A 21,617-nucleotide genomic window follows, 5' to 3' on the forward strand; every position below is an offset into this window, starting at 1 on the left:
TCGACCCTGAGGTGGGGATCGTGAGTGTCGCCAACGTTGTCGGGCTGATACTGTCCGTCCTCATCGCACTGCTGCTCGGGGCGGCCCTGATGTTTCCGGAGCGGTTCTAATGAACAGCACCGCAGCGGGTTTGGTGTTCCTCGCGCTCCTCATTCTCGCGCTGGCGGCCGTGCACGTGCCGCTGGGCGACTACATGTTTCGCGTCTACAGTTCCCAAAAGCATTCGCGTGCAGAGAAATTCATCTATCGGCTGATCGGCGCCAGCCCGGACGCGGAGCAGACCTGGAAGACGTATGCCCGCAGCGTGTTGGCCTTTTCGGCGGTCAGTGTGGTGTTCCTCTTTGTGCTGCAACTGGTCCAGGGCAGGCTGCCGCTGCATCTGCACAACCCGGGGACGCCGATGACGCCTTCCTTGGCCTGGAACACCGCCATCAGTTTCGTCACCAATACCAACTGGCAAAACTATTCCGGCGAATCGACCATGGGCCACCTGGTGCAGATGGCCGGCCTCGCGGTGCAGAACTTCGTGTCCGCCGCGGTCGGCATGGCCGTCGCGGTAGCCCTGGTTCGCGGATTCGCCCGCCACCGCACCAACGAACTCGGCAACTTCTGGGTGGACCTGACCCGCGGCACGCTGCGCATCCTGCTGCCCATTTCCGTCCTCGCGGCGATCCTGCTCGTCGCCGGCGGCGCCGTGCAGAACTTCCACCTCAACGACCAGGTCGTCACGACGGTCGCCGGGGCGCAACAGACGATTCCGGGCGGCCCCGTCGCCAGCCAGGAGGTGATCAAGGAGCTGGGCACCAACGGTGGGGGCTTTTACAACGCCAACTCGTCGCACCCGTTCGAGAACCCGACCGCGTGGACGAACTGGGTCGAGATCTTCTTGCTGATGGTCATCAGCTTCTCGCTGCCGCGCACCTTCGGCCGCATGGTGAACAGCAAGAAGCAGGGCTACGCGATCGCCGCGGTGGTCGGCATCATGGCCGTTTTGAGTGTCTCCTTCATGATGCTGTTCCAGTTGCAGCACCACGGGACCGTCCCGACCGCGGCGGGCGCGGCGACCGAAGGAGTCGAACAGCGCTTCGGTGTCGCCGACTCCGCCGTCTTCGCCGATGCGACCACGCTGACGTCCACCGGCGCCATCGACTCGGCGCACGATTCCTACACCAGCCTGGGCGGCATGATGGAGATGTTCAACATGCAGCTCGGTGAGGTCGCCCCCGGCGGAACCGGCTCGGGTCTGTACGGCATCCTGATCCTCGCCGTCATCACGGTTTTCGTCGCCGGGTTGATGGTCGGGCGGACGCCGGAGTACCTCGGCAAGAAGATCAACCCGCGCGAAATGAAGTTGGCCGCAGGCTATTTCCTGATCACCCCACTCATCGTGCTGGTCGGTACCGCGCTGGCAATGGCACTGCCGGGCGAGCGCGCCGCGATGACCAACACCGGCCCGCATGGCCTGTCCGAGGTGCTCTACGCATTCACCTCCGCCGCCAACAACAACGGTTCCGCCTTCGCCGGTCTTTCGGCCAACACCGTCTGGTGGAACACCGCGCTGGGCCTGGCGATGGTATTCGGGCGGTTCCTGCCGATGATTCTCGTTCTGGCACTGGCGGGTTCGCTGGCACGTCAGGGCAGGACGCCCGAATCGAGCGGCACGCTGCCCACCCATAAGCCCCAGTTTGTGGGCCTGGTGGTGGGTGTGACGGTCATCCTGGTTGCCCTCACCTTCCTGCCCGCGCTGGCGCTCGGGCCGCTCGCCGAAGGGATTCACTGAAAACGTGAGCACCACAAGATATTCCGAGCACGCCGTGCGGGGCGGGTTACTCGATCCCGCGCTGCTGCTGAAGTCGCTGCCGGACGCGCTGCGCAAGCTCGATCCGCGCACGCTGTGGCGCAACCCGGTGATGTTCATCGTGGAAATCGGCGCCGTCTGGTCGACGATCCTGGCGATCGGTGACGACAGCTGGTTCAGCTGGCTGACCGTGTTCTGGCTGTGGCTGACAGTGGTTTTCGCCAACCTGGCCGAGGCCGTCGCCGAGGGCCGCGGCAAGGCGCAGGCCGACACGTTGCGCAAGTCGAAGGCCGACACCATCGCGCTACGACTCAAGGACTGGTCACCGGGCAGCACGACCGCCACACCCGAAGAGGTGGCGGCACCGCTTCTGCAACAGGGCGACATCGTGGTGGTCACCGCGGGCCAGGTGATCCCCGGCGACGGGGACGTCGTGGAAGGCATTGCCTCGGTTGACGAATCGGCGATCACCGGGGAATCGGCGCCGGTGATTCGGGAATCCGGCGGCGACCGCTCTGCGGTGACCGGCGGGACCACCGTGCTTTCGGACCGCATCGTCGTCAAGATCACCCAGAAGCCGGGCGAGAGCTTTGTCGACCGGATGATCGCACTCGTCGAGGGCGCCAATCGGCAGAAGACGCCGAACGAGATCGCACTCAACATTCTCCTTGCGGCGCTGACCATCATCTTCGTCTTCGCGGTCGCGACGCTGCAGCCCCTGGCGATCTACTCGAAGGTCAACAACCCCGGCGTGCCCGACACCTCGGCGCTCAACAGCAACGGCATCAGCGGCATCGTGCTGGTCGCGCTGCTGGTGTGCCTCATCCCCACCACCATCGGCGCGCTGCTGTCGGCGATCGGTATCGCCGGCATGGACCGGCTGGTGCAACGCAACGTGCTGGCCATGTCCGGCCGCGCGGTCGAAGCGGCCGGCGACGTCAACACCCTGTTGCTGGACAAGACCGGAACGATCACGCTGGGGAATCGCCAAGCCTCGGAGTTCATTCCGGTGACCGGCGTGACCCACGGCGATCTGGCCGACGCCGCCCAGCTGTCCAGCCTGGCCGACGAAACCCCCGAGGGCCGTTCCATCGTCGTCTACGCCAAAGAGGCGTACGGGCTGCGCGCGCGGACCCCGGGCGAGCTGGCCAACGCTACCTGGGTGGAATTCACTGCGACGACGCGGATGTCGGGTGTCGATGTGGACGGCCGTCAGCTGCGCAAGGGCGCGGCCAGCTCGGTATCGGACTGGATCCGCGGGCAGGGCGGCACCGTTCCGCCCGAACTGGGCGAGATCGTCGACGGCATCTCCGCCGCGGGCGGGACACCGCTGGTGGTCGGGCAGGTTGTCGGCGACAAGGCGTCCGTGCTCGGCGTCATCCATTTGAAGGATGTGGTGAAGCAGGGCATGCGCGCCCGGTTCGACGCGATGCGGCTGATGGGCATTCGCACGGTGATGATCACCGGCGATAATCCGTTAACCGCCAAGGCGATCGCCGATGAGGCGGGTGTCGACGACTTCCTCGCCGAGGCCACCCCCGAAGACAAGATGATGCTGATCAAGAGGGAGCAGCAGGGCGGCCGGTTGGTGGCGATGACCGGCGACGGCACCAACGACGCCCCGGCCCTGGCGCAGGCCGACGTGGGGGTGGCGATGAACACCGGCACGTCGGCGGCCAAAGAGGCCGGCAACATGGTGGACCTGGACTCCGACCCCACCAAGCTCATCGAGATCGTGGAGATCGGGAAGCAGCTGTTGATCACCCGCGGCGCGCTGACCACGTTCTCCATCGCCAATGACATCGCAAAGTATTTCGCGATCATCCCGGCGATGTTCGTGGCGATCTTCCCGGGCCTGGACATGATCAACGTCATGCGGCTGCACAGTCCGCAGTCGGCGATCCTGTCCGCGGTCATCTTCAACGCGATCGTCATCGTCGCCCTGATTCCGTTGGCGCTGCGCGGTGTTCGCTACACACCCAGCCGCGCGGCGAAACTGCTCAGCCGCAACCTCTACATCTATGGGCTGGGCGGCATCGTCGCGCCGTTCGTCGGGATCAAACTGATCGACTTGCTGGTTCAACTGCTTCCTGGGATGGGCTGAGATGAAGTCTTCCAACATCATTCGCCAGCACTGGGCGGCGCTGCGCGCGCTGCTGGTCTTCACGGTGATCCTCGGCTTCGGATACCCGCTGCTGATTTGGCTGGTGGCCATGCTTCCGGGGCTGCACGACAAGGCCGAGGGATCGATGCTCACCGCCGGCGGAAAACCGGTCGGCAGCAAGCTGATCGGCCAGTTGTTCACCGACGCGAACGGCAACCCGCTGTCAGAGTACTTCCAGAGCCGCCCGTCGGCGGCGGGTGCCAACGGGTATGACCCCACGGCGAGCGGCGGCAGCAACCTCGGACCCGAAAGTGTCGTCGACACCCCGGGGGATCCGCCGAAGCCCAGCCTGCTGTCGCAGGTCTGTGCGCGCAGCGCGGCCGTCGGCAAGCTCGAAGGCGTGGACGGGTCGCGCCCGTTCTGCACGGGTGGGGGCGTCGGCGCCGTGCTGTCGGTGATCGGCCCGCGGGACGCACGCGGGTACGTCAGCCATCCCACCAGGGTGGTCAGCGTCAACGAGCCGTGCGCGACGACCAAACAGCCCTTCGTTGACTTTTACGAGGGCGTGCACGTCGAGTGCGCCACGGTCGGCGACGACTACTCGGCCGGCCAGATCGTGCCGATTCGCGGAGCCGCCCCGGCCTCACCGCAGGTTCCGGCCGATGCCGTCACCGCCAGCGGCAGCGGCCTGGACCCCGATATCTCGCTCGCCTACGCCGATATTCAGATCGCCCGGGTGGCCAGGGCCCGCCACGTCAGCGCGGACCAGATTCGGGCGGTGGTGGCGCAGTGCACCACTGGCCGCCTACTCGGAATCTTTGGTGAACCCACCGTCAACGTGCTGCAGCTCAACCTGGCTCTCGACCATAGGTACCCGCTTACGATGGTTCAGTGAGCGTCTCCAAACGCGGCGAGCTGCGGATTTATCTCGGCGCCGCGCCCGGCGTGGGTAAGACCTACGCGATGCTCGGCGAGGCACACCGGCGTTTGGAGCGCGGCACCGACCTGGTGGCCGCCGTTGTCGAGACCCACGGCCGCAAGAAGACCGCGGAGATGCTTGAGGGCATCGAGATCGTCCCGCCCCGCTACATCGACTATCGGGGCGGCACCTTCGCCGAGCTGGACGTGCCCGCCGTCCTGGCCCGCCGTCCGCAGGTGGTGCTCGTCGACGAACTCGCGCACACCAACACCCCTGGCAGCAAAAACCAAAAGCGGTGGCAGGACGTCGAAGAGCTGCTCGACGCCGGGATCACGGTGATCTCCACGGTCAACATTCAGCACCTGGAGAGCCTCAACGACGTCGTCGCGCAGATCACCGGCATTGAACAAAAGGAGACGATTCCGGACTCCATCGTGCGCGGGGCCGCCCAGGTCGAACTCATCGACATCACTCCGGAGGCACTGCGCCGCAGGCTATCTCACGGCAACGTCTATGCGTCCGAACGAATCGACGCGGCGCTGTCCAACTACTTCCGTCGCGGAAATCTCACTGCCCTAAGGGAATTGGCGCTGCTATGGCTGGCCGACCAGGTCGACACCGCGCTGGCCAAGTACCGCGCCGAGAACAAAATCACCGACATGTGGGAGGCGCGGGAACGCGTCGTGGTGGCGATCACCGGCGGCCCGGAATCGGAGACGCTGGTGCGGCGGGCATCCCGGATCGCGTCGAAGTCCAGCGCCGAGCTGATGGTGGTGCATGTCATCCGGGGCGACGGCCTGGCCGGCCTGTCCGACGCGCGGTTGAACAAGGTTCGCGAGCTGGCCAGCAGCCTGGACGCGTCGGTGCATACCGTGGTCGGCGACGACATACCGGCGGCCCTACTCGATTTCGCCCGTGAGATGAATGCCACCCAGCTGGTGATCGGCACCTCCCGGCGGTCCCGGTGGGCGCGCGTGCTCAACGAGGGCATCGGTCCGGCGGTCGTGCAGCAGTCCGGCAAGATCGACGTGCACATGGTCACCCACGAGGAAGCCAAGCGCGGCTTTCGGTGGGCGTCGCTCGCGCCCCGCGAGCGACGCGTTGCCTCCTGGCTGGCCGCCGTCATCGTCCCGTCGGCCATCTGCGCCGTCACGGTGACGCTGCTGGACCCGTACCTGGACACCGGCGCCGAAAGCGCGCTGTTTTTCATCGGCGTGCTGCTGGTCGGTCTGCTGGGAGGCGTTGCCCCGGCTGCCCTTTCGGCCGTGCTGGCCGGGCTGCTGTTGAACTATTACCTGATCGCTCCGCGGCACAGCTTCACCATCGCCGAGCCCAGCAGCGCCGTCGTGGAATTGGTCCTGCTGCTGATCGCGGTCGCGGTCGCGGTGCTGGTCGACGGCGCGACCAAACGCACCCGGGAGGCCCGGCGCGCCTCCCAGGAGGCGGAGCTGCTGACCCTGTTCGCCGGATCGGTGCTGCGCGGCGCCGATCCCGAGGCTTTGTTGGAGCGGGTCCGCGAGACCTATTCACAACGCGCGGTCAGCATGTTGCGTGAGCCCAAGGAGATCGTGGCTTGCGTGGGCAAAGACCCTTGTGTGGCGGTCGATTCGGCGGACACCGCGATCGAGGTCGGCGACGACGAGTTTTGGATGCTGCTGGCCGGCCGCAAGCTCGACGCGCGGGACCGCCGGGTGCTCACCGCGGTGGCCAAGCAGGCGGCGGGCTTGATCAGGCAGCGCGAGCTGGCCGACGAGGCCAGCCGGACCGAGGCGATCGTGAAGGCCGACGAGCTGAGGCGGTCCCTGTTGTCGGCGGTGAGCCACGATCTGCGGACGCCGCTGGCCGCCGCGAAGGTCGCGGTGTCCAGCCTGCGTGCCGTGGACGTCGCCTTCTCCCCCGAGGACACGGCCGAACTGTTGGCCACCATCGAGGAGTCCATCGACCAGCTCACGGCGCTGGTCGGCAACCTGCTCGATTCGTCGCGACTGGCCGCCGGTGTGGTTCGCCCGGAGCTGCGCCGGGTGTATCTGGAGGAGTCGGTGCAACGCGCGCTCGTCAGTATCGGCAAGGGCGCCACCGGCTTCTACCGATCCGCCATCGACCGGGTCAAGGTCGACGTCGGTGATGCCGTGGTGCTGGCCGACGGCGGGCTGCTCGAACGGGTCTTCGCCAACCTGATCGACAACGCGCTGCGGTATGCGCCCAACAGCCCGGTCCGCGTCAACGCGGGGCAAGTGCGTGATCGTGTGCTGATCAACATCATCGACGAGGGCCCCGGGATCCCACACGGCACCGAGGATCAGCTCTTCGAGGCGTTTCAGCGCCTAGGCGATCACGACAACTCCACCGGTGTCGGGCTGGGCATGTCGGTGGCGCGTGGTTTCGTCGAGGCCATGGGCGGCACCATCGCGGCCGGCGATACACCGGGCGGTGGACTTACCGTGACCGTGGAACTGGCGGCACCGTGACCCGTGTGCTGGTGATCGACGACGAGCCGCAGATCCTGCGCGCGCTGCGCATCAATTTGTCCGTGCGAGGCTACGAGGTCGTCACCGCCTCGACGGGCGCGGGGGCGTTGCGTGCGGCGGCCGAGCACAAACCCGACGTCGTGATCCTCGACCTCGGCCTGCCCGACATCTCCGGCATCGACGTGCTCGGCGGGCTGCGCGGCTGGCTGACCGCGCCGGTGATCGTGTTGTCGGCGCGCACCGACTCGTCGGACAAGGTCGAGGCCTTGGACGCCGGAGCCGACGACTACGTCACGAAACCCTTTGGTATGGACGAGTTTTTGGCCCGGTTGCGGGCCGCGGTCCGTCGCAATGCCGCGGCGTCCGAGATGGACCAGCCGGTTATCGAGGCCGACGCGTTCACCGTCGACCTGGCGGCCAAGAGGGTCACCAAGGACGGCACCGAAGTGCACCTCACCCCGACGGAGTGGGGCATGCTCGAGGTGCTGGTCCGCAACCGCGGCAAATTGGTGGGCCGCGAAGAACTCCTCAAGGAGGTATGGGGTCCGGCGTATGCGACCGAAACGCATTACCTGCGTGTGTATTTGGCGCAGTTGCGGCGCAAACTCGAGGAGGACCCGTCGCATCCGAAGCATTTGTTGACCGAATCGGGCATGGGCTATCGCTTCGAGGCGTGAGTCACTTGCGCCACACCAGCCACCCCGCGGAAGACCATGTGCCTTTTGTCCACCTCACAGCGACAACAGGGCGGCCGCGCGCAAGGCGCGCCTGAATCGCTTGCGCCACACCAGCCACCTCGCGGAAGACCATGTGCCTTTTGTCCACCTCACAGCGACAACAGGGCGGCCGCGCGCAAGGCGCGCCTGAATCGCTTGCGCCACACCAGCCACCTCGCGGAAGACCATGTGCCTTTTGTCCACCTCACAGCGACAACAGGGCGGCCACGCGCAAGGCGCGCACCCGGTTGATGATCCGGTATTCGGTTGCGTGCGGGATGTATGCCCTTTTGTACAGTCCGCGGCGCAGCCGGTGCACCCTGCCGCGGGCAATCTCCCAGCGCAACGCATCCGACACCGCCTTCGAAGGCCTTCCGCGCACGGAAAAGCCGCGCCGGTCAAGCGCGTCGATCAGCTGGGCAACCGTCGCGGGGCCATTCGCGGACAGTTCCATGGTCAGTACATACCGCAGTTCGATTCCGTGCAGTTGCGTCATGACCGGACCCTCGCACACCGGTACGACACCCACCGAGTTGTCGCTATGAGGTGGACAAAAAGCACATCACTTCCCGGCCAGGGACTGGTGTGGCGGATGTGACTCGGTTGGTCCACCGGTGAACAACACATCCTTCCCGGCCAGGGACTGGTGTGGCGGATGTGATTCAACCGGCAATCGACAAAGCGATGCCGTCCAGGATGTCGTGTTCGCTGACGGTCAGCTCGTCGATGCCGGCCCGGCCGCGCAGCTCGCGGGCCAACTCCTGGACCACGATGGCCCCGCCGCCGATCACGTCGGCGCGGCCCTCGTGCATCGGCGCCAGCGCCGCACGCTGCGATCGCGTCATGCCGATCAACCGGTCGCACACGTCCCACAGATCAGACCCGCTGACCCGCGAAAGATGAATGGCCGCAGCGTCATACGTCGTCATGTTGTGGGCCAGCGCGGACAACGTCGTCATCGTTCCGGCCAGGCCCACCCAGGTCTGCGCCCCCTCAACCGGCACCACACTCAGGGCCGCGTCGAGCCGTTCGCGCACCACCCGGCGAGCCGCCGCCACCTCCTGCGGCGTCGGCGGATCCGAGTGCAGACACCGCTCGGTCAACCGCACGCAGCCGATGTCGGCCGAATAGCAGGCCGTCACGCTGTCACTGCCCAGCACGATCTCGGTCGAACCGCCACCGAGATCGACCACCACGAAAGGCGCTCCGGCACTGTCCAATTCACCGACCGCACCGCGGAACGACAGTGCGGCTTCCTCCTCACCGCTGATCACCTCCGCAACCGTGCCCAGCACGTCGGCCGTCATCGCAAAGAACACATCACGATTGGTGACATCGCGCGCCGCCGAGGTGGCAACCATGCGCACGCGTTCGGCGCCATGGGCTCGCATGAGGTCGGCGTAGTCGACCAGCGCCGCCTTGGTCCGCGAAACCGCTTCCGGTGCGAACTCACCCGTCGCGTCCACGCCCTGCCCCAGCCGCACGATTCGCGTCTCGCGATGCACATCGCGCAGCCCGCCATCGCTCACCTCGGCGATCAGCAGGCGAATCGAGTTGGTGCCGCAGTCGATTGCGGCAACACGGCTCACGGCCATCTCAGCACCGCCGCCGTCGACGGCTCCGCGGCCAAAAGCGCAAGCGCCTCGTCACCAAACGGATTGACCCCCGGACCCTTGGCCAGCGAATGCGCGATCAGCACGTGCAGGCACTTGACCCGGTCGGGCATGCCGCCGGCGGAGAACCGGGTGCCCAGCGGCTCGATGGCGTCACGCTCGGCCAGATACGACTCGTGCGCGCGCCGATACGCGGCAGCCAATTCGGGGTCGAGGGCTAACCTCGAAGTCATCTCGCGCATCAGACCGGTCGCCTCCAGCCGGCTCGCGGCGGCGGTGAGCGCCGGATGGGTCAGGTAGTACAGCGTCGGAAAAGGCGTGCCGTCGGGAAGTTTCGGCGCGGTCTTCACCACGCCGGGCTCACCGTCGGCGCACCGGTACGCGATCTCGAGCACACCTCGAGGCTCGCGGCCGAGCTGGCGCGCGATCGCCTCGAGGTCGGCATCATCAACCACCGGGCGGCGGCACGGGCGACGGGGTGGCGGCCGGCGGCAGGTGCGGGGCGTCGGCGATCGTGTGCCACAACGACGTGTACCAGGGGTTGTTGTTCGCCGGTTTGGCCGCATCGCCGCCGGGCGGCGCGGCCGTCGCCGCCCCCGGCGGAAGCTGGACCTGGAACGGGATGTCTCCGGGCTTCACGAAGCCGAGGCGCTGACGCGCCTGCGCCGCAATGTAAGCCGGGTCGTTGAGCCTGTCCTTCTGCTGCTGAAGGTCGGCGATCTGTCGGCGCAGCGCCGCCTCGGTCGCGGCCAACTGCGACATCTCGGTGCGCTGCGCGAAGTAGGTGCGCACCGGGCCGGCGATGGTGAGCGTCAGCACGCAGACCACCGCGGCCAGCACCGCCGCGCGCCGCGCGGTGAACCCCAGCCGCTGATCGGAGCGCTGCTCGACGGATTCGGCGATCGATCGCTTGATGGGTTCGACGACATGCTCGGCCAGCGTCTTGGTCGCGCCGCGGCTGGCGACGGTCTGCGGCGGCTTGGCCGGCTTGGCCGGCTTGCGTCCCCGGACCGAGGCGCCCGCCTTCCCCGGGCGCGATGCCGGGGAACGGCGCTTCGGATCGGGCTTGGCGGCCAAGCTATTTCAACCTATTTCGGGTCCGGCGCATATCGGGGGAAGGCCAGATCACCGGCATAGCGCGCGGCGTCGCCGAGCGCCTCTTCGATCCGCAGCAGCTGGTTGTATTTCGCGACCCGCTCGCTGCGGGCCGGGGCACCGGTCTTGATCTGGCCACTGCCGACCGCCACCGCCAGGTCGGCGATCGTGGTGTCCTCCGTCTCGCCGCTGCGGTGGCTCATCATGGTGCGATATCCGCTGTGATGCGCCAGGGCTACCGCATCGAGCGTCTCGGTCAGCGTGCCGATCTGATTCACCTTGACCAGCAACGCATTTGCCACACCCCGTTCGATGCCCTCCTCGAGCCGCTCGGGATTGGTGACGAAGATGTCATCGCCGACGATCTGCACCCGGTCGCCGATCGACGCGGTCAGGGCGGCCCAGCCGGCCCAATCATCTTCGGAGAGTGGGTCTTCGATCGATACCAGCGGGTAGGAACCCAGCAGGCCGGCGTAGAACTCGGCCATCTGCTCGGCGCTGCGGGTGTTGCCCTCGAAGGCATAACCGGTGCCGTCGGTGAAAAACTCGGTGGCCGCCGCGTCCAAAGCAAGCGCCACGTCGGCACCGGGCTTGAAGCCCGCCGACTCGATCGCCTGGCTGATCAGATCCAACGCCGCGGTGGTGCCGGGGACATCCGGGGCGAATCCGCCCTCGTCGCCCAGGCCGGTGCTCAGCCCGCGCTTCTTCAGGACCGCCTTGAGCGAGTGATAAACCTCGGCGCCCCAACGCAGCGCGTCGGCGAAGCTGGGGGCGCCGATCGGCGCCACCATGAACTCCTGGATGTCCACGGCGGTGTCGGCGTGTGCGCCGCCGTTGAGGATGTTCATCATCGGGACCGGCAGAATGTGCGCGTTGGGCCCGCCGATGTAACGGAAAAGTGGCAACTCGGCGGAATCGGCGGCCGCCTTGGCGACCGCCAATGAAACGCCCAGGATCGCGTTGCCGCCCAGTCGGGACTTGTCCGGGGTGCCGTCGAGGTCTACCAGCGCCTGATCGACCAACCGCTGGTCGTCGGCCGCCAGACCGATGACCGCCGGGGCGATCTCATCGAGGACGGCCTGGACCGCGTTTTTCACACCCTTGCCGCCGTAGCGCTCGCCGCCGTCGCGCAGCTCGACGGCCTCGTGCTCGCCGGTGGAAGCGCCGGACGGCACGGCCGCGCGGGCAAACGTCCCGTCGATCAACGCGACCTCGACCTCGACCGTCGGGTTGCCGCGGGAATCGAGGATCTCACGGGCTCCGACCTGCTCGATAATCGGCACTGCGTTCTCCTTGCCTAAACTCGCTTAGCGTAAAGCCTGGTTTCCGGTTCATCCTGCTATAAGGGCCGACCCTTCGCGTAAGCGGTCGCCCAGTCACGCACGGCGCGCGCATAGACTCCGGAGTTGTTGTAGGCCCGCAGCGCGGTGATCCACCCTCGCGGAGTGGCCAGATCCTTTCCGCGCCAGCACAGATAGCCCGCGGCCGACAGCGCGGCGTCGTCGATGTTGTCCGGGCTGACGATGCCGTCGTTGTTGGCGTCCACCCCGTACAACCGCCACGTTTCGGGGATGAACTGCATCGGGCCCATCGCGCGCGCCAGCCCGCCGTCGGCGTCGGTCCCGTCGTCATCGCCGACGATGCGCAGGTTATCGCCGCTGCCGTCGAGGCGAACACCGCGAATCGGCGGACTCACGTCTCCGTTGGGCGCCAGCGTCGCACCCCGGTAGGTGCCGTGATGACTCTCCACCTGTCCGATGCCGGCCAACGTGGTCCAGGCGATGTGACACTTCGGGTTCTCGACCTCGGCGACCCGGGCGGCGTAGGCGTAGGCCTCGAGCGCAACGACCGGGATTTCCAAGACCTGGGAACGCTTTTCCGCCCACTCGCGCAGCTGATCCGCGGGCCGGCCGGCGGCATGGGTATCCACCGGCGGCACCGGATCCCCCGCGGGCGGCGGCACGCCTTCGGGGATGAAAAGGCTGAGTTGCCAGGTGCAACTGGACGCCAAGAGCATGGCGGTCGCGCCTATCACGGCGACGGCCCGCAACCAACGTCTCGGCGACACGACACTCCCCTATACCCAGTTCAGCCCCGTTCATCGTCCCATGGGGTTTGCCGCTCCCCCGGTATTCGGGCCTTATCTTCGGCCCTTGCGCTTCTTTGCGCCGCCTTTGAGGACCGGTTCGGCGGCCGGCCAGTGGGCGCGCCACTCCTCTTCGGTGATCTCACCCGGCGGCGTGACATCGAACTCGTCCGGGACGCTGCCCCCGCGGCGCGCCGCGGCAATCGCCTTCTCGGCACCGCGTACCGTGTCGACGAACCCCAAAACGGCGGTGCGCAGCGAGTTTTCGGTGTCGACATCAGCCGACACCGAGATCGAGGTGATCTCGGCGGGGATCAGGTCGGCGGGCAGCCCGGCCCTGTTGACCCGTTCAATCACCTTCTGCGCCAGCGCCAGAGCCGGCTGACCGGTATGGACGTCGTCCATCACCGAGTCCCGCGGCTTTTCGGCGGCCTTGCGCGCCTCCCACTGAGCCAGCTGATCCTCAAGCGAAATCGTCTTGCCCGCAAGCACTTCCGGCACCCGGTTGCCCAGCTTTCGCATCAGGGTCGCCGCGACGTCGTCGATGGTGAACGGAAGATGCGCCGCCTCCTCGGCGATGCGGGCGTGGAAGAGCACCTGCAGCAACAGGTCACCGAGTTCTTCGCGCAACTGGTCGGCGTTGCCGCCGCGAACCGCGTCCAGCAACTCGTAGGTCTCCTCCAGCAGGTACCTGCACAACGAGTCGTGAGTTTGCTCACCCTCCCACGGCCCCGCGCTGCGCAGCTTGTCCATCATCGCGACGGCGTCCACCAGGCGTTCGCCGCGCGACGATTCGGGCGCCGCAATGAGCCGCGCTCCGGCGGCCAATCGCGCGGTGACGGCGGGATGGTTGGGATCCGACGACAGCAGCACCGGTGCCTCTTTCCCGGTCTGCACCGGGCGCGCCCCGGGCAGCGACCAGGGCACCGCGACCGGCATCTCCTCGGTGTATTCCACCTCGCCGGTGAGGTGCTCGATGGCTTCGATGGGCACCAGCGACGGGCGGCGGGGGTCGAACAGGACGACGATCATATTTCCTGCTGCGCCTTGCCCTGCAGCGCCGTCACCAGGTCGACCACCATCTGGACCAGCTCGAGATCGCGCAGCCGCGGCGCACCGAGCCCGCCCGACCGCGGGATGGGCACCTGCACCGTCGACGTCGTCGCGCGGTAGTGCGCGGCGGGATACATCCGCTTCAGCCGCACCTGGGCGGAGTCGGGCAGCGTGATCGGCGCCAGCCGGATGCTCGCCTCGGACGGGGCGCTCACTTCGGTGATGCCGGCGTCGCGGCACAGCAACCGCAGCCGCGCCACCGCCACCAGTCGCTGGGCCGGTTCGGGCAGCGGGCCGTAGCGGTCGGTGAGCTCGTCAACGACGGAGCCGACGGCCGCGTCGTCGGACGCGGCCGCCAGCCGCCGGTAACCCTCCAGCCGGAGCCGGTCGCTGGCGATGTAGTCCGGCGGCAGGTGCGCGTCCACCGGCAGGTCGATCCGCACATCCTTGGGCTCCTCGGCGGTGGTCACGGTCTGGCCGTCGGCCGCCAGCCGGTACGCCTCGACGGCCTCGCCCACCAGCCGCACGTACAGGTCGAACCCCACGCCGGCGACGTGCCCGGACTGCTCGACGCCCAGGACGTTGCCGGCGCCGCGGATCTCCAGGTCCTTCAGGGCCACCGCCATGCCCGCACCCAGCTCGTTGTTCTGCGCGATGGTCGCCAACCGGTCGTAGGCCGTTTCGGTCAGCGGCGTGTGCGGCGGATAGAGGAAGTAGGCGTAGCCGCGTTCGCGGCTGCGGCCGACCCGGCCGCGCAGCTGATGCAGCTGCGACAACCCGAAGGTGTCGGCGCGCTCGACGATCAGCGTGTTGGCGTTGGAGATGTCCAGCCCGGTCTCCACGATCGTCGTGCACACCAGGATGTCGTGCTCGCGGTTCCAGAACCCCTGCACGGTGCGCTCCAGCCGGTCCTCGGGCATCTGCCCGTGCGCGACGACGATCTTCGCCTCGGGCACCAGCTCGCGCAGCCGGGCGGCGGCGCGGTCGATGGTGCTGACCCGGTTGTGCACGTAGAACGCCTGCCCGTCGCGCAGCAGCTCACGCCGTAAAGCGGCCGCCACCTGCTTGTCGTCGTGCGGACCGACGTAGGTCAACACCGGATAGCGCTCCTCGGGCGGGGTCAGGATCGTGGACATCTCACGGATGCCGGCCAGGCTCATCTCCAGCGTGCGCGGGATTGGGGTGGCGCTCATGGTCAGCACGTCCACATGCGTGCGCAGGCTCTTGATGTGCTCCTTGTGCTCGACGCCGAACCGCTGCTCCTCGTCGACCACGACCAGGCCCAGATCCTTCCAGCGCACCCCGGTCTGCAGCAGCCGGTGCGTGCCGATCACGATGTCGACCGACCCGTCGGCCATGCCCTCGATCACGGCGCGCGACTCGGCGCCGTCGGTGAACCGGGACAGGCCCTTGACGACCACCGGGAAACCGGCCATGCGTTCCCGGAAGGTCTCCAGATGCTGGTCGGCGAGCAGCGTGGTGGGCACCAGCACGGCAACCTGCTTGCCGTCCTGCACCGCCTTGAACGCCGCCCGCACCGCGATCTCGGTCTTGCCGTAGCCGACGTCGCCGCAGATCACCCGGTCCATCGGCACCGGCTTTTCCATGTCGGCCTTGACCTCGGTGATCGCGGTGAGCTGGTCGACGGTCTCGGTGAACCCGAACGCGTCTTCCATCTCGGCCTGCCACGGGGTGTCGGGCGCGAACGCGTGCCCGGGACTGGCCTGCCGTTTGGCGTACAGCGACACCAGCTCGCCGGCAATCTCGCGCACGGCGCGGCGCGCCTTGGTCTTGGTGTTGGCCCAGTCGCTGCCGCCCAGGCGGCTCAGCGCCGGCGCCTGCCCGCCGACGTACCGCGACAGCTGATCCAGCGAATCCATTGGCACATAAAGCTTGTCGGATCCACCGCCGCGCTTGGCGGACGCGTACTCCAGCACCAGGTATTCGCGGCGCGCCCCGCCGACGGTCCGTTCCACCATTTCCACGAACCGCCCGATGCCGTGCTGGTCGTGCACGACGAGATCGCCCGCGTTCAGCGCCAGCGGGTCGACGGTGTTGCGCCGCTTGGCCGCCAGCCGCTTGCCGTCGGCCGGCGTGCCCCGGTTGCCGGTCAGGTCGGTCTCGGTGATCACCACCAGGTTGGCGCCCTCGATGATCACGCCGTCGCACAGCGGGCCCTTGAGCACGCCGACCACCCCCGGTTTGGGTGGTGCACCGCACTCCAGCATCGCGGCGGGCGTTTCGGACTCGGCCAGCCGCTCCACCACGCGATGCGCGGTTCCGGTCCCGGGCGCGACCACCGCCGCATACCCGCCGGTGGTGACGTGCGCGCGCAGCATCGCGAAGATCTCGTCGACGTCGCGCTGCTGTCCCCGCGCCGACGGCGCCGCCCGAATGTCCAGTTCCATGGCCGATTCGTCGGACAGCTGGCTCAAGGTCCACCACGGGTGACCGGCCCGCACCGCCGCGGCGTGCACGTCGTCGAGTTCGACGAACCCCGACCCGCCCAGTTGCTCGATGTCGACCGGCGCGTCCGTGCCCAACGCCGCCACCGACCAGGACGCCTCGAGGAACTCGCGGCCGGTCTTGATCAGGTCGGCGGCCCGGGTGCGGACCTTCTCGGGGTCGCACAGCAGCACCGGCGTGCCGTCGGCCAGTTGATCGGTGAGCAGCACCGGCTGGCCGGGACGCAGGACCGGGAGCAGCGCCTCCATGCCGTCGACCGGGATGCCCTCGGCCAGCTTGGCCAGCATGTCGCTGACGCTGCCGGTGATCGCCCCCTCGTCGGTGGGGTGCGCCGCGGCCAGCTGGGCCGCGCGCGCCCGCACGTCGTCGGTCAGCAGCATCTCGCGGCACGGGACGGCGACCAGCGTGTCGACGGCGATCTCCGGGATGGAGCGCTGATCGGCAACAGAGAACATCCGCATCTCGGTGACCTCGTCGCCCCAGAACTCGACCCGCACCGGGTGCTCGGCGACCGGCGCGAAGATGTCGAGGATCCCGCCGCGCACGGCGAATTCACCGCGCCGACCGACCATGTCCACCCGGGTGTACGCCAGCTCGACGAGCCGGGCGACGGTGTCCTCGAAGTCGACTTCCTGCCCCACACTCAACGTGACCGGCTCCACCAGCCCCAACTGCGGCGACATCGGTTGCAGCAGCGAGCGCACCGCGGTGACCACGATCTGCAACGGCGGGCCGAGTCGCGCGTCGTCGGGATGCGCCAGCCGGCGCAGCAGCATCAGGCGGGTGCCGACGGTGTCCACCCCGGGTGACAGCCGCTCGTGCGGCAGGGTCTCCCAGGACGGGAACATCGCCGCCGCGTCGCCGAAGACGCCCTTCAGCTCGGCGGTCAGATCGTCGGCCTCGCGTCCGGTGGCGGTGACCACCAGCAACGGGCCCTGCCGGGTCAGCGCGCTCGCGGCGAACAAGCGCGCGCGGGCCGCCCCGACCAGGCTCAATTCGCCGGGCCGATCGGCCGTGTGCTCGATGAGCCGCTGGAAGGTGGGCGCGGTCAGCGCCAAGTCGACGAGCCCCGCGAGCGGCATGTCTGGGCCAGCAGCCCCCGGTGCGGTCATGATGCCGCCATTCTAGGTGCGCCGGAGGACGTCAATATTGGCCCCGGCACCGTCAAGGAGTCGTAAGGATCCCGGCAGCCACCCCGGTCCGGGCGCATTTTGAAGTCATGACATTGCTCGATATTTTGCCGTCGCTCGGAAGGGCGGCGCCGCCGCGGTTCGATTCCGCGATCTGGCCGGTCACCACGCGTTCCGACGAAGACGGCCGACTCAGCGTCGGGGGCGTACCGCTGGCCGACATCGCCGACGAGTTCGGCACCCCGACCTACGTGATCGACGAGACCGACTTCCGCCGCCGCGCCCGGCGTTACCGCAAGGCGCTGCGCAGCGTCGAGGTTGCCTACGCCGGCAAGTCGCTGCTGACCACCTCGGTCGCGCGCTGGGCCCGCGAAGAGGGGCTCGGTGTCGACGTCTGCTCCGCCGGCGAGCTGGCGACGGCCCAGGCCGGCGGGGTGGACCCGGCCCGGATCATCATGCACGGCAACGCGAAATCACCCGAGGAGTTGCGCGAGGCGACCAGGATCGGCGTCGGGCGCATCGTGCTGGATTCCGACATCGAGATCGCCTACCTCGCGGGCCTGGCGCGCAAGCGCCAGCGGGTGCTGATCCGGGTGACCCCCGATATCGACATCCACGGTCACCGCGCGCTCACCACCGGCATCAGCGACCAGAAGTTCGGCTTCCCGCTCGCCGGGGACCACGCCGCCGACGCGGTGCGCCGCGTGCTGGCGCATCCGATCCTCGACCTGGTCGGCCTGCACTGCCATATCGGCTCGCAGGTGACCGATGCGGCGCTGTATGGCGAGGCGATTCATCGGATGATTGCCGCCATGGCCGACATCCGCGCCGCACACGGCGTCATCCTGACCGAGCTGAACATCGGTGGGGGCCACGGCATCCCGTACGTGGCCGGCGAGTCCGAACTCGACGTCGACGAACTGGCCCGCACCATCGAGGACGCGCTCGACGAGGCCTGCGCCGCCGAGCATTTCCCGCGGCCGACCATCGTGGTGGAACCCGGCCGGGCCATCAGCGGCCGCGCCGGCGTCACGCTGTACCGGGTCTCCTCGGTCAAGACCCAACCGGGCGGGCGGACCTTCGTCGCGGTCGACGGCGGCATGAGCGATAACCCGCGGGTGTCGCTGTACGGCGCGCAATACACCGTCACGTTGGCCAATCGACACGCGTCCGGCGTCAGAGGGCTGGTCACCGTCGCGGGCCGGCATTGCGAGGCCGGCGACGAGATCGCCCGCGACGTCGAGCTGCCGGCCGACGTGCATCCCGGCGACCTGCTGGCCGTGGCCTGCACCGGCGCCTATCACCACAGCATGGCGTCGAACTACAACATGGTCGGCCGGCCGCCGCTGGTGGCGGTCAAGGACGGCAGGGCCCGCGAGCTGGTCCGCCGCGAGACGATCGCCGACCTGCTCTCGCGCGACTGCGGCTAGCCCACTACCAGCCCATGCCTCGCCAGGCGTAGAAGGCGCCGGTGCCGATGTCGTGGACGCCGTAGGAGTCCCAGTAATAGTCGTGGCAGACGCTGGTGTCCCAGGGGATGGGCCGGCCCGCCGGGTTCGGCTGGCCCGGGCACCAGGTGGTGCAGGCCTGCAAGCGGGGGCAGGGCGCCGCCTGGGCCGACGGCGCGGCCAGCTCGGCGCCGCCCCACAGCAACAGCGCGGCCGCTGCCCCCAACAAAGCGGGAACTCGGGTGGATCGTTTCATCGTGGCTCCTTCGTGCCGGTTAATCGCGAACGGGCTGCTGACCAGTGGATCTCGCCCGCACTGCTACCGATCCCAACACTTGGGCCTTGCGTATTCCTTGCGTTTTACTCGTCCTGCAGCCGAGGATCGGCTTCCAGGCCGATCAGGCCGTTCCACATCAGGTTGACCAGGTGCGCGGCGACCACTTCTTTCTTGGGCTCGCGCGTATCGAGCCACCACTGCGCCGTCATCGACACCGATCCCACCAGCGCCTGGGCGTACAGCGGGGCCAGGCCCGGGTCCAGGCCGCGACGGGCGAAGTCGCCGGCCAGGATGGAGCTGACCTGGCTCACGGCATCGTTGAGCAGGCTGGAATAGGTGCCCGAGCTGATCGAGGCGGGCGAGTCGCGGATCATGATCCGGAAGCCGTCGGTGCGCTCTTCGACGTAGGTGAGCAGCGCCAGCGCGACCCGCTCGACCCGCACCCGGGACCGGTTGTTGGTCAGCGACGAGGTGATGCCGTCCAGCAGCGCCGACATCTCCCGGTCGACGACGACGGCATAGAGGCCTTCCTTGCCGCCGAAATGCTCGTAGACCACCGGCTTGGACACGTTGGCCCGCTGCGCGATCTCTTCGATCGACGTCCCGTCGTAGCCGCGTTCGGCGAACAGCGAGCGCGCGATCCCGATGAGTTGGTGGCGGCGTTCGCTGCCCGTCATCCGGGCGCGCGGCGCCCGCACCTCTTTATCAGGCTTTTCGGGCTCGCGTTCCAGCACTGCCACGCTAGTCAGGGTACCGGCGTTGACTCTGCGGCTATGGCGGAAAAGTCCGAGAGACTCCCGCCCTACACGCAGAGTCAATGCGGCCAGACTAGAGTCGCATCGTGCGACTGCGGGCATCCCGCAACTGCAATCCGTCGTGGTGTAATCGGCAGCACATCAGATTTTGGTTCTGAGAGTTCAGGTTCGAGTCCTGGCGACGGAGCTGGTGAGACGCGGCGGAGGGAGAGTCGATGACGGATACCGCTGTCCTGGTTCTCGCCGCCGGGCCCGGGACCCGGATGCGGTCCGACACCCCGAAGGTGCTGCACCCGATCGCCGGTCGCAGCATGCTGTCGCATTCGCTGCACGCCATCGCCAAGCTGGCACCGCAGCACGTGGTCGCGGTCTTGGGCCACGAGCACCAGCGCATCGCCCCGATCGTCGCCGAGCTGGCGAACGCCCTCGGGCGCACGATCGACGTCGCGCTGCAGGATCGCCCCCTCGGCACGGGACACGCGGTGGCCTGCGGCCTGACGGCGCTGCCCGACGACTACTTGGGCACCGTCGTCGTCACCTCGGGCGACACCCCGCTGCTGGACGCCGACACCCTGGCCGATCTGGTCGCGGCCCACGGCACCAGCGGGGCCGCGGTCACGCTGCTGACCACGACGCTGGCCGACCCGTCCGGTTATGGGCGCATCCTGCGCACCCAGGACGATCCCCAAAAAGGCGAGGTGATGGCGATCGTCGAGCACACCGACGCGACGCCGTCGCAGCGCCAGATCCGCGAGGTCAACGCCGGTGTGTACGCCTTCGACATCGCGGCCCTGCGCTCGGCGCTGAGCCGGCTCAGCTCCGACAACGCCCAGCAGGAGCTTTATCTCACCGACGTCGTCGCGATCCTGCGGCAAGACGGCCGGGTCGTGCATTCTCGCCACGTCGACGACAGCGCGCTGGTGGCCGGCGTCAACAACCGGGTCCAGCTGGCCGAGCTGGGCGCCGAACTGAACCGCCGCATCGTCGCCGCCCACCAGATGGCCGGCGTCACCATCGTCGACCCCGCGACCACCTGGATCGACGTGGACGTGACGATCGGCCGCGACACCGTCGTGCATCCGGGAACGCAGCTGCTCGGGTGCACCCGGATCGGCGGCCACTGCGCCATCGGCCCGGACACCACCCTGACCGACGTCACCGTCGGCGACGGGGCCTCGGTGGTCCGCACGCACGGCACGTCGGCGGTGATCGGGGACGGCGCCGACGTCGGCCCCTTCACCTACCTGCGGCCCGGCACCGTGTTGGGTTCCGACGGCAAGCTGGGCGCGTTCGTCGAGGTGAAGAACTCGACCATCGGCACCGGGACCAAGGTGCCGCACCTGACCTACGTCGGGGACGCCGACATCGGCGAGCACAGCAATATCGGCGCGTCCAGCGTGTTCGTCAACTACGACGGCATCTCCAAGCGGCGCACCACCGTCGGCTCGCACGTCCGGACCGGGTCGGACACCATGTTCGTGGCGCCGGTGAACGTCGGCGACGGCGCGTACACCGGGGCCGGGACGGTGCTGCGCGACGACGTCCCGCCCGGCGCGCTGGCGGTGTCGGCGGGCCCGCAACGCAACATCGAGGACTGGGTGCAGCGCAAGCGTCCGGGAACCCCGGCGGCCGAGGCGGCCGAAAGGGCCAAGGAGCAGACCGACCCCGAATCGACATGATGAATTTGTG

At 68.2% G+C, this 21,617-nt stretch carries 18 protein-coding genes and 1 tRNA gene; 9 read left to right on the forward strand and 10 right to left on the reverse strand.

What is annotated here, in order from left to right; genetic code table 11:
• Positions 1 to 20: 20 nt before the first annotated feature.
• The 6 genes from G6N66_RS29735 to G6N66_RS21275 are packed head-to-tail and all read left to right on the forward strand — an operon-like array spanning position 21 to position 7,966.
• On the forward strand, positions 21 to 110 hold the full coding sequence (locus tag G6N66_RS29735; RefSeq protein WP_139825276.1) for a potassium-transporting ATPase subunit F: 90 nt from the start codon (positions 21 to 23) through the stop codon (positions 108 to 110).
• Complete coding sequence (gene kdpA, locus G6N66_RS21255; RefSeq protein WP_085233663.1) at positions 110 to 1,780, forward strand: potassium-transporting ATPase subunit KdpA; 1,671 nt, start codon at positions 110 to 112, stop codon at positions 1,778 to 1,780. The genes G6N66_RS29735 and kdpA overlap by 1 nt, the downstream gene beginning before the upstream one ends.
• A 4-nt stretch (positions 1,781 to 1,784) precedes the next feature.
• A complete protein-coding gene (kdpB, locus tag G6N66_RS21260) occupies positions 1,785 to 3,902 on the forward strand; it encodes a potassium-transporting ATPase subunit KdpB (protein ID WP_085233662.1) in 2,118 nt (705 codons plus the stop codon).
• 1 nt (position 3,903) lies between these two features.
• Positions 3,904 to 4,797 carry a potassium-transporting ATPase subunit C gene (locus tag G6N66_RS21265; protein ID WP_085233661.1) on the forward strand — a complete coding sequence of 298 codons (894 nt, stop codon included), beginning with the start codon at positions 3,904 to 3,906 and terminating at the stop codon, positions 4,795 to 4,797.
• Positions 4,794 to 7,289: a sensor histidine kinase gene (locus tag G6N66_RS21270; RefSeq protein ID WP_085233660.1), complete on the forward strand. Its 2,496-nt coding sequence runs from the start codon at positions 4,794 to 4,796 to the stop codon at positions 7,287 to 7,289. Before G6N66_RS21265 ends, G6N66_RS21270 begins: the two co-directional genes overlap by 4 nt.
• Positions 7,286 to 7,966 (forward strand): response regulator, encoded by a 681-nt coding sequence (locus G6N66_RS21275; protein WP_085233659.1) that lies wholly within the window; start codon positions 7,286 to 7,288, stop codon positions 7,964 to 7,966. The genes G6N66_RS21270 and G6N66_RS21275 overlap by 4 nt, the downstream gene beginning before the upstream one ends.
• Positions 7,967 to 8,210: 244 nt before the next feature.
• Here the strand turns inward: G6N66_RS21275 and G6N66_RS21280 are convergent, their stop codons facing one another.
• The 8 genes from G6N66_RS21280 to mfd all read right to left on the reverse strand — a co-directional run bounded on the left by G6N66_RS21280 (position 8,211) and on the right by mfd (position 17,430).
• Positions 8,211 to 8,501, reverse strand: coding sequence for a hypothetical protein (locus G6N66_RS21280; protein WP_085233680.1), 291 nt, complete (start codon positions 8,499 to 8,501; stop codon positions 8,211 to 8,213).
• Between the two features lie 166 nt (positions 8,502 to 8,667).
• Positions 8,668 to 9,600, reverse strand: coding sequence for a Ppx/GppA phosphatase family protein (locus G6N66_RS21285; protein ID WP_085233658.1), 933 nt, complete (start codon positions 9,598 to 9,600; stop codon positions 8,668 to 8,670).
• Positions 9,591 to 10,073, reverse strand: coding sequence for a DUF501 domain-containing protein (locus G6N66_RS21290; RefSeq protein ID WP_085233657.1), 483 nt, complete (start codon positions 10,071 to 10,073; stop codon positions 9,591 to 9,593). Before G6N66_RS21290 ends, G6N66_RS21285 begins: the two co-directional genes overlap by 10 nt.
• On the reverse strand, positions 10,066 to 10,695 hold the full coding sequence (locus G6N66_RS21295; protein ID WP_085233656.1) for an FtsB family cell division protein: 630 nt from the start codon (positions 10,693 to 10,695) through the stop codon (positions 10,066 to 10,068). The genes G6N66_RS21290 and G6N66_RS21295 overlap by 8 nt, the downstream gene beginning before the upstream one ends.
• Positions 10,696 to 10,706: 11 nt before the next feature.
• Positions 10,707 to 11,996, reverse strand: a complete 1,290-nt coding sequence (gene eno / locus G6N66_RS21300; RefSeq protein WP_085233655.1) for a phosphopyruvate hydratase — start codon at positions 11,994 to 11,996, stop codon at positions 10,707 to 10,709.
• A 56-nt stretch (positions 11,997 to 12,052) separates the two neighbouring features.
• Positions 12,053 to 12,781 carry a lytic transglycosylase domain-containing protein gene (locus tag G6N66_RS21305; RefSeq protein WP_085233654.1) on the reverse strand — a complete coding sequence of 243 codons (729 nt, stop codon included), beginning with the start codon at positions 12,779 to 12,781 and terminating at the stop codon, positions 12,053 to 12,055.
• A gap of 72 nt (positions 12,782 to 12,853) precedes the next feature.
• Positions 12,854 to 13,831, reverse strand: coding sequence for a nucleoside triphosphate pyrophosphohydrolase (locus G6N66_RS21310; RefSeq protein ID WP_085233653.1), 978 nt, complete (start codon positions 13,829 to 13,831; stop codon positions 12,854 to 12,856).
• Positions 13,828 to 17,430, reverse strand: a complete 3,603-nt coding sequence (gene mfd, locus G6N66_RS21315) for a transcription-repair coupling factor (RefSeq protein ID WP_085233652.1) — start codon at positions 17,428 to 17,430, stop codon at positions 13,828 to 13,830. The genes G6N66_RS21310 and mfd overlap by 4 nt, the downstream gene beginning before the upstream one ends.
• Positions 17,431 to 17,537: 107 nt before the next feature.
• Between mfd and lysA the strand changes: the two genes are divergently transcribed.
• On the forward strand, positions 17,538 to 18,878 hold the full coding sequence (gene lysA, locus G6N66_RS21320) for a diaminopimelate decarboxylase (RefSeq protein ID WP_085233651.1): 1,341 nt from the start codon (positions 17,538 to 17,540) through the stop codon (positions 18,876 to 18,878).
• Between the two features lie 4 nt (positions 18,879 to 18,882).
• Here lysA and G6N66_RS21325 read toward each other — a convergent pair whose 3' ends face one another.
• Together G6N66_RS21325 and G6N66_RS21330 are read right to left on the reverse strand one after the other, a co-directional pair.
• Positions 18,883 to 19,152, reverse strand: coding sequence for a hypothetical protein (locus G6N66_RS21325; protein WP_085233650.1), 270 nt, complete (start codon positions 19,150 to 19,152; stop codon positions 18,883 to 18,885).
• A 104-nt stretch (positions 19,153 to 19,256) separates the two neighbouring features.
• Positions 19,257 to 19,850 carry a TetR/AcrR family transcriptional regulator gene (locus G6N66_RS21330; protein WP_139825278.1) on the reverse strand — a complete coding sequence of 198 codons (594 nt, stop codon included), beginning with the start codon at positions 19,848 to 19,850 and terminating at the stop codon, positions 19,257 to 19,259.
• Between the two features lie 193 nt (positions 19,851 to 20,043).
• Here G6N66_RS21330 and G6N66_RS21335 point away from each other — a divergent pair.
• Together G6N66_RS21335 and glmU are read left to right on the forward strand one after the other, a co-directional pair.
• Positions 20,044 to 20,115: transfer RNA gene (locus G6N66_RS21335), tRNA-Gln, on the forward strand.
• A 28-nt stretch (positions 20,116 to 20,143) separates the two neighbouring features.
• Entirely contained in the window at positions 20,144 to 21,607 is a 1,464-nt protein-coding gene (glmU, locus tag G6N66_RS21340; RefSeq protein ID WP_085233648.1) for a bifunctional UDP-N-acetylglucosamine diphosphorylase/glucosamine-1-phosphate N-acetyltransferase GlmU, read from the forward strand.
• Positions 21,608 to 21,617: the final 10 nt, after the last annotated feature.

The organism is Mycobacterium conspicuum, assembly GCF_010730195.1.
In the GTDB taxonomy this organism is placed as follows: Bacteria; Actinomycetota; Actinomycetes; order Mycobacteriales; family Mycobacteriaceae; genus Mycobacterium; species Mycobacterium conspicuum.